General features: G+C 58.3%; 9 protein-coding genes. 6 read left to right on the top strand and 3 right to left on the bottom strand.

The annotated features are described in order from the left end of the window. Nucleotides 1–193 precede the first annotated feature (193 nt). From clpB to BBBR_RS09110, 3 genes are all read left to right on the top strand, one after another. Nucleotides 194–2,863: an ATP-dependent chaperone ClpB gene (gene clpB, locus BBBR_RS09120; protein WP_032738335.1), complete on the top strand. Its 2,670-nt coding sequence runs from the start codon at nt 194–196 to the stop codon at nt 2,861–2,863. A 467-nt stretch (nt 2,864–3,330) separates the two neighbouring features. Continuing rightward, complete coding sequence (gene gluQRS / locus BBBR_RS09115) at nt 3,331–4,428, top strand: tRNA glutamyl-Q(34) synthetase GluQRS (protein ID WP_032738287.1); 1,098 nt, start codon at nt 3,331–3,333, stop codon at nt 4,426–4,428. A 25-nt stretch (nt 4,429–4,453) separates the two neighbouring features. Beyond that, nucleotides 4,454–5,563, top strand: coding sequence for a glycerophosphodiester phosphodiesterase family protein (locus BBBR_RS09110; RefSeq protein ID WP_003829687.1), 1,110 nt, complete (start codon nt 4,454–4,456; stop codon nt 5,561–5,563). A gap of 42 nt (nt 5,564–5,605) precedes the next feature. Here BBBR_RS09110 and rlmH read toward each other — a convergent pair whose 3' ends face one another. The 3 genes from rlmH to BBBR_RS09095 all read right to left on the bottom strand — a co-directional run bounded on the left by rlmH (nt 5,606) and on the right by BBBR_RS09095 (nt 8,492). Then, nucleotides 5,606–6,085, bottom strand: coding sequence for a 23S rRNA (pseudouridine(1915)-N(3))-methyltransferase RlmH (gene rlmH, locus BBBR_RS09105; protein WP_003829688.1), 480 nt, complete (start codon nt 6,083–6,085; stop codon nt 5,606–5,608). Between the two features lie 235 nt (nt 6,086–6,320). Further along, nucleotides 6,321–6,962, bottom strand: a complete 642-nt coding sequence (gene upp / locus BBBR_RS09100; protein WP_015439273.1) for a uracil phosphoribosyltransferase — start codon at nt 6,960–6,962, stop codon at nt 6,321–6,323. A 507-nt stretch (nt 6,963–7,469) separates the two neighbouring features. Next, nucleotides 7,470–8,492: a LacI family DNA-binding transcriptional regulator gene (locus BBBR_RS09095; RefSeq protein ID WP_025263304.1), complete on the bottom strand. Its 1,023-nt coding sequence runs from the start codon at nt 8,490–8,492 to the stop codon at nt 7,470–7,472. 313 nt (nt 8,493–8,805) lie between these two features. Between BBBR_RS09095 and BBBR_RS09090 the strand changes: the two genes are divergently transcribed. From BBBR_RS09090 to BBBR_RS09080, 3 genes are all read left to right on the top strand, one after another. Beyond that, nucleotides 8,806–10,053: a sugar ABC transporter substrate-binding protein gene (locus BBBR_RS09090; RefSeq protein ID WP_003829692.1), complete on the top strand. Its 1,248-nt coding sequence runs from the start codon at nt 8,806–8,808 to the stop codon at nt 10,051–10,053. A 122-nt stretch (nt 10,054–10,175) separates the two neighbouring features. Continuing rightward, the gene (locus tag BBBR_RS09085) at nt 10,176–11,405 is read left to right on the top strand and encodes a carbohydrate ABC transporter permease (RefSeq protein WP_003829694.1); all 1,230 of its coding nucleotides are present in this window, start codon (nt 10,176–10,178) and stop codon (nt 11,403–11,405) included. A 1-nt stretch (nt 11,406) separates the two neighbouring features. Next, entirely contained in the window at nt 11,407–12,291 is an 885-nt protein-coding gene (locus BBBR_RS09080) for a carbohydrate ABC transporter permease (protein ID WP_077420406.1), read from the top strand. Nucleotides 12,292–12,328: the final 37 nt, after the last annotated feature.

The following is a 12,328-nucleotide window of genomic DNA, read 5'->3' as shown; positions in this document are numbered from 1 at the left end:
AACCTTCCTCACTCGAAAACCTGCGCGGGTTCCAAAACTTGAGTCACTTACACTCAACTTTTGGGAATAGAATAGGCGTCAGGTCGGTTGAGCATATCAGATAACGACACATTGCGGTCTGCTACGGCGCTCGCAGAGCGTGCGAAACCTCAAGACGAGACGCAGCGGAACGCATGACATGGAGGAATACGATATGGAACAGAAGTTCACCACTATGGCCCAAGAAGCCGTCGGCGACGCGATTCAGAGTGCGTCCGCCGCAGGAAACGCGCAGGTCGAGACCCTGCACGTCATGGATGCGTTGCTGCGTCAGGAAAACGGCGTGGTGCGCTCCCTCATCGAGGCCGCGGGCGGAGACCCACAGGCCATCGGCGCTGCCGTGCGTAACGCTTTGGTCGCGCTGCCGAGTGCGTCCGGCTCCAGCACTTCGCAGCCGCAGGCCAGCCGTCAGCTGACCGCAGCCATCGCCCAGGCCGAGAAGGAAATGCAGCAGATGGGCGACGAATACGTCTCCACCGAGCACCTGCTCATCGGCATCGCGGCCAGCAAGCCGAACCAGTCGGCTGAAATCCTGGAGAAAAACGGCGTCACCGCCGCTTCCCTGCGTAAGGCTGTGCCCGGCGTGCGCGGCGGCGCGAAAGTCACCAGCCCGGACGCGGAAGGCTCGTACAAGGCTTTGGAGAAGTACTCTACCGACCTGACGGCCGCCGCCAAGGAAGGCAAGCTCGACCCGGTCATCGGCCGTGACCAGGAGATTCGCCGTGTGATTCAGATTCTGAGCCGCCGTACCAAGAACAATCCTGTGCTGATCGGTGAGCCTGGCGTCGGCAAGACCGCCGTCGTGGAGGGCTTGGCCCAGCGTATCGTGGCGGGCGACGTGCCCACCACCCTGCAGGGCAAGAAGCTCATCTCCCTTGACCTGGGCTCCATGGTGGCCGGCTCGAAGTACCGTGGTGAGTTCGAGGAGCGCCTGAAGAGCGTGCTCAACGAAATCAAGAACGCGGACGGCCAGATCATCACCTTCATCGACGAGATCCATACCATCGTCGGCGCGGGTGCGGCCGAAGGCTCCATGGATGCCGGCAATATGCTCAAGCCCATGCTGGCCCGCGGCGAGCTGCGACTGATCGGCGCGACCACGCTGGACGAGTACCGCGAGAACATCGAGAAGGATCCGGCACTGGAGCGTCGTTTCCAGCAGGTGTTCGTGGGCGAGCCTTCCGTGGAAGACACCATCGCCATTCTGCGTGGCCTGAAGCAGCGTTACGAGGCTCACCATAAGGTAACAATCGGCGATGACGCGTTGGTTGCCGCCGCAACCCTGTCGAACCGCTACATTTCGGGTCGTCAGCTGCCGGACAAGGCCATCGATCTGGTGGATGAGGCGGCTGCCCACCTGCGTATGGAGCTCGACTCCTCGCCTGAGGAGATCGATGAGCTGCAGCGCAAGGTGACCCGTCTCGAGATGGAGGAAATGCAGCTCAAGAAGGCCGAGGATCCCGCGTCCAAGGAGCGTCTGGGCAAGCTGCAAGCCGAACTCGCGGACACCCGTGAGAAGCTCAGCGGCCTCAAGGCGCGTTGGGATGCGGAACAGGCCGGCCATAACAAGGTCGGTGACCTGCGTGCCAAGCTCGATGACCTGCGTGTGCAGGCGGATAAGTTCACCCGTGAGGGAAATCTGGCTGAGGCCTCGAAGATTCTGTACGGAGAGATTCCGGCCATTCAGAAGGAGCTCGCCGCTGCGGAAAGCGCGGATGCCGAATCTGCTGATGCGGGTGCCGAGAATCCGGCTGATGAGCCGATGGTTCCGGACCGCGTGGACGCCGACTCGGTGGCTGAAATCGTCTCCGACTGGACCGGCATTCCCGTTGGCCGCCTGATGCAGGGCGAAAACGAGAAGCTGCTGCACATGGAGGACTACCTCGGCAAGCGCGTGATCGGCCAGAAGGAAGCCATCGCCGCCGTGTCCGACGCGGTGCGTCGTTCGCGTGCCGGTATCTCCGACCCGAACCGTCCGACCGGATCGTTCCTGTTCCTTGGTCCCACCGGTGTGGGTAAGACCGAGCTGGCCAAGGCGCTCGCCGACTTCCTGTTCGACGACGAGAAGGCCATGGTCCGCATCGACATGTCCGAATACATGGAGAAGGCTTCGGTCTCGCGCCTGATCGGCGCGGCTCCGGGCTACGTGGGTTACGAGCAGGGCGGTCAGCTGACCGAAGCCGTGCGCCGTCGCCCGTACTCCGTGGTGCTGTTCGATGAGGTCGAAAAGGCCAATCCGGAGATCTTCGACGTGCTGCTGCAGGTACTCGATGATGGCCGCCTGACCGATGGTCAGGGCAGGACCGTGGACTTCAAGAACACGATCCTGATCATGACCTCCAACTTGGGCTCGCAGTTCCTCGTGAACGAGGACATGGACGCCGACGCCAAGAAAAAGGCCGTGATGGATGCGGTCCACATGAACTTCAAGCCGGAGTTCCTGAACCGTTTGGACGATATTGTCATGTTCCACCCGCTCACGCGCGAGGAGCTTGGCGGCATCGTGGATATCCAGGTCAAGGGCGTGGCCCAGCGCCTGACCGACCGTCGCATCACGCTGGACGTCACCGATTCGGCTCGCGAGTGGCTGGCCAACACCGGCTACGACCCGGCCTATGGCGCTCGTCCGCTGCGTCGCTTGGTGCAGACCGAAGTTGGCGACCAGCTGGCCCGCATGTTGCTGGCCGGCAAGGTCCACGACGGCGACACCGTGCTCGTCGACCAGACCGGCGGCGAACACCTGGAGCTCTCCGCCTGGGCGAGTGACCAGATTGCCTCCGACGATCCGGACATGAGCGTAGACAACGTCTCCGAAGACAAGTGACAATCACTGGCTCCCCTCTCCGAGGGGAGCTGTCAGCGAAGCTGACTGAGGGGAGTTCGGGCGGCTTCGCAACAGTGGTTTTTCTCTGCAAAATCTCTTAAACAGGTGGGGATGGCAGCGGTCATACCCACCTTTTCGTCTTTGTGGGTCTATCTCGATTTCGAGGGGCTGATTTGCCCTCTTTCGGAGGTCTACTTCCATTTCGAGGGGCTGCTCATCCATTGAACCGCAAGTATCAGTGGCTTTATGGCAACGCCATTCCGCCGTTTTGGGGCCTTACCTACTTGGCTGCCAGCCCCTTGAAACGGAAGTAGACCTCCCGCAACATCGAAATCAGCCCCTCGAAACGGAAGTATCTTCCCGGTCCCTCTCAATTGCGTTTCCCGAGAGTGGAAGAACCGTGATATCAAGGTGTTTACTGCTGCATATGGTAGGAAAGTGAGTGTTGGCGGACGAAGGGAGGGCTAGTGACCGGACGATTTGCGCCGACACCATCGGGACGCATGCATATCGGCAACGTGTATGCCATGCTGGCCGCATGGCTTTCGGCCCGCTCTCGTGGTGACCGCATGCTGATGCGCATCGAAGACGTGGATAAGCCGCGCGTGATTGCCGGTGCCGATCGGCTCATGCTGGATGATCTCCGTTGGCTGGGCCTTGACTGGGACGGCGAGCCGATATTCCAGTCCCAACGCACAGAACGCTACGAATATGCATTGGAGTGCTTGCGCTCGCGAGGCGTGCTATATCCCTGCTTCTGCTCGCGTGCCGATATCCGTGCGGCTTCCGCCCCCAACGAAGGCGACGGTTTCATGGTCTATCCCGGCACCTGCCGTCATTTGCTTCGCAATCATCCCGGCGAGGTGCATTCCCGACTAGCTCGCGGCGACCAGCACTCCGTTCGCATCGCCATGCCAGAACCGAGGGCAATGTCGGACGGCCCGTTTGCGAACCTATATACGTCATCGGAAGCGTCAACGCCCGTGCGTGGCGATGGAATTGCCGACTGTATTACAAGTTTTGATGATTGTGTTTACGGTCCACAGCATTACGATTTGCCTCATGAAGTGGGCGATTCGGTGATTCGCCGAGCTGATGGACTGTTCGGCTATCAGCTTGTTGTGGTTGTGGATGATTTGGATATGGGCGTTGACGACATCGTGCGTGGCCGTGATTTGCTACGCTCCACTGCATTGCAGATGTGGATTCGCCAATGCCTGCTGGCCGGAGGATTCCGGCCGGAGTGTGCGAGCGATGCACGAGTATCTGCCGAACACCCGAAGTATGTGCATTTGCCCCTCATCGACAACGCGGCCGGTCGGCGTTTAGCCAAGCGCGAACGTTCTCTGGATATGGGAGCCCTGCGAGCCCGTGGCGTGACCCCTGAACAAATCATTGGCTATTGTGCTTGGCTGTTACGTTTACAATCCGCTCCAATCCCTTGCAAACCCGCCGATCTGTTGGCCGATTTCAGTTGGGAGCCGCTGCGCGCCAATCACCCTGACCGTGCGTTGAAGCCGGATGATCCAACCACTCCACAATGGCTGGCAGAAGCGTTAGGCTAGAGGCAGTCCAACAGGAAGGATTCAAATGTCGTCGAAGCTCTGGAGAAACGTGGTACTGGCCGGCGTGGCCGCCGCAGGTGCCGCAGTGTGGGCCGTGGCCCCGCGCACATTCAATGACAAGCGCCGCAATTTCGTACCCTCGATTCCCGAGGTCTGGTATGCGCATCGCGGTCTGCATGATGCCGGTTCCGGCTTGGTGAATGTTGCCGATATCGCGGACTACGCCGGTGACAATCCCGTCAGCGCCCAGTCCGATACCACGGGGCAATCCATCGCTGAAAACGACGATTATGTGGCACTCGCTCGTGCCATGGCCATCAAGGCGGGCTATGGCAGTGCGGATACAACTGGTCCGATTGCGCCTGAGAATTCCTTGGCTGCATTCGCTGCCGCGTGCGAGGCCGGCTATGGCATAGAACTTGACGTGCAACTTACGCTGGATGGCCAAGTGGTTGTGGTGCATGATGCTGATTTGCTGCGTGTGGCCGGAGATTCGCGGTTGATTGAGGACTTGACCTACGACGAGCTCACCCGCATCCCGCTGTTCCCGAACGGTAAGTCCGGCGATCTCAAGGCTGAGCCTCTGCCAGGTGCCGGCGAGAATCCGCCTCTGGTCGTCACGCCGTCCGCAGCCCCGGAAGACTATTACCAGCATGTGCCGCTGTTCTCTGATGTTTTGGACGTGGTGGCCGGTCGTGCGCCGCTGATTGTGGAATACAAGTTCAGCAATAATCGTGCATGGGACGAGCGCAGCGAAGAGCTGATGGAAAAGGGTCATGCGTTGCTCGAGGCGTATGACGGGCCTTACGTGGTCGAGTCCTTCCACCCGGGTGCGGTGAACTGGTACAAGGAGCATCATCCTGAGGTGTGCCGTGGCCAGTTGAGCTGGCCGGCAAAGCTGGATAAGCATGGTGCGGCTGAATGGACTGCCGGACTGCTGGCGTTTAATTGGTTGTCTCGTCCTGATTTTGTGGCGTATGACTGGACTGGTGGTGCTTCGCCGCAGGTCAAGCTCGCTCGCTCGATGGGCGCCACGGCGGTTTCCTGGACCGTGCGTTCCAGTGAGGAGCTTGCTCAATGTGAGCCGTATTTCGACCGTCACATCTTCGAGGCGTTTGTACCCGACGAGGTGTGAGCAAGCAACTTGGCTCCCCCCTGAGGGGAGCCAAGACAGTGATTATTTGTGATACGGTTCGCCGGCGTTGATTTTGTAGGCACGGTAGATCTGTTCCAGCAGAATCACGCGCATAAGCTGATGTGGAAACGTCATCTTCGAGAAGCTCAGCAGGAAATCGGCGCGACGTAGGATCGCATCATCGAGTCCGATCGACCCGCCGATAACCAGCTGAATATGACTGGTACCGCGCAATCCTAGGTCATTGATTTTCGCGGCCAGTTCTTCGCTGGAAAGCTGCTTGCCATTAATGGCAAGGGCAATGACGAATGCGCCGTCCTTCAGATGTTTGGCTATGCGCTCGCCTTCTTTGGCCTTGATTTGGCGATCCACGCCCTCGGAGGCATGGTCGGGCGTCTTCTCGTCCGCGACTTCAATGATGTTGAGCTTGCAATAGCGCGAGAGTCGCTTGGAGTACTCGTCAATGGCATCGCGAAGGTAACGTTCCTTCACGCGTCCCGGCGCAATAATGTCGATCTGCATAAGGTCATTCCATAGATTTGGCTCCTGCTGGCGGGAGCTGGCGGCGTAGCCGACTGAGGGTGGTCAGTTTCCGATATCAACCACCCTCAGTCTCACTTCGTTCGACAGCTCCCGCCAGCGGTAGCCCAAAAATCAGTCAATCATGAGGAATTGATTAACGTGTGCGGAGACGCCGTCCGAAGCCGAAGGCGCACTATGGTGCGTCGAGTGCTGAGGAAAGGCGGTATACGCTCCGTTAATCAATTACTCCGTAGAGGCGGTCGCCGGCGTCGCCGAGCCCCGGCACGATGTAGCACTTGTCGTTGAGCTTTTCGTCGACCGCGCACACCACGACCTTGAAGTCGATGGACGGGTCGATGTGCTCCTCAACGTACTTAATGCCCTCAGGAGCCGCGATGATGTTGATTGCGGTCACATCCTTGGCGCCGCGCTCGGCCAGATAATGCGTGGCGGCAACCAGCGTGCCGCCGGTGGCGAGCATCGGGTCGATCAGGAAGCACTGGCGGCCGGACAGGTCCTCCGGCAAGCGGTTTGCGTACGTGACCTGCTGGGTGGGGTGCTCCTCGTCGCGCTTCATGCCCAAGAAACCGACCTCGGCAGTAGGCATGAGGCGGGTCATTCCGTCGAGCATGCCCAGACCTGCGCGCAGCACCGGCACGATAATCGGACGTGGCTTGGCGAGCTTCTTGCCGGTCATCGGGGCGACCGGCGTCTCGATTGGTGCGGCCACGACGGACAGGTTGCGGGTGGCCTCGTAGGCCTCAAGCATCACAAGCTCAGAGACGAGCTCGCGGAAAGTGGAGGAAGGGGTATTCTTGTCGCGCAAAACGGTGAGCTTGTGCTCAACCAGCGGATGATTCAAAACGTGAAGTTCCATATGCTCCAGCCTAGTCCAAGTTTCTCGACCCGCCGAATTGGAGTTTGCCCCCGGGGGGCGGATTGCCTCGTGCGGGCCACGCGCATCCTGTTCCATGGGGTACATGTCCGATTGGATCGCAGTTTTGCGCCGTTGAGGGAGTCTCAGTGGTGCGGATTGTCCATTTATTCGCGATTTTGCTCCACTGAGATAGGTTCAGCGAGGTGTTTTCTAGAGCCGATCGCGGTTTTGCTTCGCTGAGTGGCTTTCAGCGTGGTGGTCTTTCGATTTAATCACGGTTTTGCCTCGCTGAGTCGAGCTCAGTGTGGCAATACTTCGTTTTAATCACGATTTTGCTTCGCTCAGATCGCTCAGCGGAGCGATTTCATGGTTAACTCGTGGTTTTGCTTCGCTGAGTGGCTCTCGGTGGGGTGGTTCTTCGGTCTAATCGTGGTTTTGCTTCACTGAGATGGATTCGGCGGGGCACTTTTGCGATTAGATCGTGGGTTTGCGTTCCTGGAACTCCGTCTACCGAATCACGATGGACGGTGGCAGCAGAATGTGGCAATTGTCAGGGGATTCCGACGTGAGAGACGACGCCGTATGCGCAGGCGACGTTGCGTCAAGCCGATTTTGGATGATGTGCATAATGTTGCGCGCGATCTCGGTCAAAGGCTGAGCAATGCTGGGCAGACCCATTGATTGGGCGGATACGGTGTCGTCAAATCCGGTGATGACGATATCGGTGTCATTGGGCAGCGCGGTGGCGGCGCCGATGGCCAGCGTGTCGCTGACGCAGATAATGGCATCGAGGTCAGGACGTCTGTCCAATAGCGAGATGCACGCGGTTTGCCCGGCGGTGATGTCGTCCGTGCCTTCTTCGTAAAGTTGTTCGAATTCGTCGGCAGTGGCCATCTTCGCGGCGAGCATGGTGTCCTTCCAGCCGCGGTAACGATCTGTGCCTGTTCCGGAAATGCCTGGCCAGCCGATGAATCCGATGTGTTTGCGACCGTGCAGTATCAAGTGCTGCGTCATGTCCGCAATGCCGGCGCGCCCATCTACGTCCACCCAGGGGGTGAGGGGATCGTGCATATCCGCTGAGCCCCAAGGTCGTCCGAACAGGACGAAAGACTGATGATGGTCATGCAGCCATTCGAGTCGTGGATCGTTGTGAGTGGTGTCGGTGAGCACGAAAGCTTCGACGTCGCCGCGGGCGGTAAGCGCCTCGAATTGGCGTATTTCATCCTGTTGCGAGTCGGTTTTGTATAGGATGACGCGAATGCCGTTGGAATCGGCTTCGGTGACCAGCGCATGCAGGAAGCGATCGTATACCTGTGAATAGCTCACGGGGGCGATGCCGATGCCTATGGTGTTGCTGCGTTGGGTTCGCAGGCGGCGAGCGGACGCATTGGGGGTGTAATTCAGGAGAGCGATGGCATCGTTGACAAGTCTGCGTGTGGTTGGCTTGACCACTGCGGGGTTATTGATGCAGTTGGATACGGTTTGGGGCGAGACGCCGGCAGCTTTGGCGACGTCTTTGATGCTGACCATAGTGCTTCCCTTTATGTTCATGTACAGCTCGAACAGTGGTGCTCGGACTTATTGGTTCGTTCCAATAATCGTACCTGATTTGACAGATTCAAATATTGGTGTTTATTATATAGCCACTTATTAGAACGTAAAAATTAAGTCATCATTTTTCAATGCTGAGTCGATGACTGAAAAATCGAGTACCAATGGTTTTGGTTCCTGTAGAACCGAAACTTAAGGAATAGCGATTATTTGAACGTTCTAATGATTGCATAACTTAACCAATGATGATGAAGACAAGGACGGGCATAGCGCTCGAGAAAGAAGAAACACGATGATGAGGAGCAAGCTGACCGTGATGACCGCGGCTTCGGTGGCCGTGCTGGCGCTTCTGGCGGGCTGCGGCGGAGGCAGTGGATTCGATGATTCCGCCAAGTCCGATGGCCTGACCAGCGACAGCTCGAAAGGGCTCACCGTGCTGATCGGTTCTTCGGGTGACACCGAGACCGAGGCCGTCAAGAAGGCCGTTGCCGCATGGTCGAAGAAGTCCGGCACCAAGGCCACCGTGCAGGTTGCCAACGATATGGCGCAGCAACTGTCCCAGGGATTTGCCGGCGGCGATCCCGCCGACGTGTTCTACCTAGCTCCCGAGCAGCTCGCCGGATACGCTTCCAACGGCTCCTTGCTTGCTTACGGCGACGAGCTGAAGAACAAGAGCGATTTCTACGACAACCTGCTGCAGACGTTCACCTATGACGGCAAGCTTTACGCTGCCCCGAAGGATGTGTCCACCTTGCAGCTGGTCATCAACACCGACATGTGGTCCGCGGCCGGCCTGACCGATGCCGATATCCCGACCACTTGGGACCAGCTTGCCGATGTGGCCAAGAAACTCACCACCGCTGATCATGTTGGACTGGCGTTCAACGGCGAATACGCACGAGTCGGCGTCTTCCTGAAGCAGGCTGGCGGTGGTCTGGTCAGTGACGATGGCACCAAGGCCATCGCAAGCAGCGACGCGAGCGTTAAGGGCCTTGAAGAGGTCAAGACTCTGCTCGACTCCGACACCGTCAAGTACGCCTCCGACCTCGGCGCCGGCTGGGGTGGCGAGGCCTTCGGCTCCAAGAAGGCTGCCATGACCATCGAAGGCAACTGGATCACCGGCAGCCTGTCCGCCGACTACCCGGACGTCAAGTACAAGGTCGTCGAGCTGCCGGAAGGCCCGGCCGGCAAGGGCACCATGCACTTCACCAACGGCTGGGGCATCGCCGCCGACAGCAAGGATCAGAAGGGTGCTATCGATCTGGTCGAATACCTGACCAGCGATGACGTGGTTATGGACTTCGCCAAGGCCTTTGGCATCATGCCCGCCACCAAGACGCTCGCCGACAAGTGGAAGAGCGAGTTCCCCGACCTGAGCGCCTTCATGGATGGCCTGAACTACTCGGTTACCGTGCCGACCGCCAAGGGTGCCGCCGACGTGATCACCGACCTCAACGCACAGTTGGAAGGTCTGAAGACAGGCGACGCCAAGACGATTCTGGACAAGACCCAGACCAACATTGAGGCCATCCTCAAGTAGATCCCGGATCTGTAGCCGAATCTACTGATTCCATCGATTGCGGCGGTCTTCGCTCTCTGACCGAGACGACCGTCGGCCGCCGCAATCAGAATCGCGAACATTATCAACAAAGGAGTCGGAGCATGTCCTCATCACAAAAGGCACCGAAGCCACGCAAGTTGGGTGCGAACAAGGTCGAACGCCAGCGCATTGATCACAAAGGCCAGGAGATATCCGGTTGGCTGTTCGTTCTGCCGATGATCATCATCCTTGGCGTGTTCATGTTTATTCCCATCATCATGGCGCTGTGGGTGAGTGTGTCGAATTGGAGCGGTCGAGGCACGCCGTTTGGTTCGTCCGTCGATTTTGTGGGGCTAAAGAATTACAGTGACGTGCTCACCGCTCCGGGTCTCGCGCAAAGCGATTTCGGCACGGCTCTGCGCAACAATGCTTGGTACACCTTGATCGTGGTGCCGCTGCAGACGCTGCTGTCCCTGGGACTTGCGGTAATGCTGAACCGTAAGATCCTCAAGGCGCGTGGCTTCTTCCGCACGGCGTTCTATTTCCCGTCGGTCACCAGCTCAGTGGCAATCACCGTGTTGTGGCTGTTCCTGTTCAACGCGGCCGGTCCGATTAACGCCATGCTCAAATGGTTCGGTGTCAACGGTCCCAACTGGTTCAACGATCCGCGAGGCATCATCCATATCCTGTTGTCGGCTTTGGGCGTCAAGAATGGGCCGGCGGCGCTGGCCGAACACAGCTTCCTTGGCGTCAGCGCATGGGATTGGCTTGCCGGGCCTTCGGTGGCGATGGTCGCCATCATCCTCATGGTTATTTTCACCACTTCGGGCACTTTTATGCTGATGTTCGTTGCCGCGCTGCAGAGCATCGGCGAAGGCACTGAAGAAGCGGCGATCATGGACGGCGCAACGCCGTGGCAGCGTATGTGGAAGGTGACCGTGCCGCAATTGAAGCCCACGATTTTCACCGTCGTCACATTGGGCATCATCGGTACATGGCAGGTGTTCGATCAGATTTATACGGGTACTCAGGGTGGCCCGGCAAAGACCACGCTGACCACTGCGTACCTGTCGTACACCGCAGCGTTCAACAGCCAGGAATGGGGTCGAGGCGCGGCTATCTCCTTCATCCTATTCGTCATCATCATCGTCATGACCTGGATTCAGCGCTGGGTGATGAAGGACAAGAAGATGTCTCGACGCCGCAGGGCCGATTACGAGGCCATGAAAGCCGAGGCACGCGCATTGAACCGCGAAGAACTCGCCACATTGAGAGTAGGGCGGCCGGCTGCTGCCAGGGCGCAGACCGCTGATGCGGCGGTTGCCGAAGATAGCGCAGAAAGGGGAATCTGATATGAGCAAGTCGAAGGTATCCAACACTGTGCGTGGCGATAACAGCGCATCATGGCTCAAGCGTTTCTTCCACAGTGGCATCATCCTGTACATCATTCTGATTGTGTTGGCAGTGATCTACATCATGCCATTCGTCACTCAGATTGCCACCTCGTTCAAAACCGATGCCGATGCCACCGCCAATCCGGTCTCGCTGGTGCCGGAAATCTGGACGACGGCAGCCTATAAGAAGCTGTTCCTGAACTCGGACTTCCCGGTATGGTTCAAGAACTCGTTCATTGTGACCATTGTGGTCACGCTGGGTCGTGTGTTCTTCGATTCCCTGGCCGGCTATGCACTTGCGCGTATTGACTTCCGTGGCCGCAATGTCGTCTTCAGCCTGCTGCTTGCCGTGATGAGTGTGCCGATGGTGGTGCTGCTTATTCCGAAGTTCCTCATCATCAAGAGCCTTGGCATCTACGACAGCTATGCAGGCATGATTCTGCCGTTGCTCATCGATGCGGCCGGCGTGTTCATCATGAAGAATTTCTTTGAGTCGATTCCGCGGTCTGTGGAGGAGCAGGCGATGATTGATCGTGCGGGAACATTCCGTATTTTCTGGTCAATCGTGCTGCCTATGGCACGTCCGGCAATCGTGACTATCTCGATTCTGTCCTTCCAGGGCTCGTGGAATGAGCTGTCGCACTTCATTGTTTCGACTCAGTCTTCGGCGTTGACCACGTTGACCAAGGGTGTTGCCTCGTTGGCCAGTGGGCAGCTGTCCCAAGGTAACCAATACCCGGTCAAACTGGCGGCTGCCGTCATCATGACCATCCCCGTCGCCGTGCTGTTCTTCATCTTCCAGAAGCAAATCATGAACAGCTCGGAAGGCTCCGTCAAGGAATGACGGGTCTGCGCAACAATAACTATTCGCTTTTCAACAA

This window comes from Bifidobacterium breve DSM 20213 = JCM 1192 (assembly GCF_001025175.1).
Taxonomy (GTDB): domain Bacteria; phylum Actinomycetota; class Actinomycetes; order Actinomycetales; family Bifidobacteriaceae; genus Bifidobacterium; species Bifidobacterium breve.
Note: the sequence above shows the minus strand (reverse complement) of the source record. Positions and strands in the feature narration are given on the sequence as shown.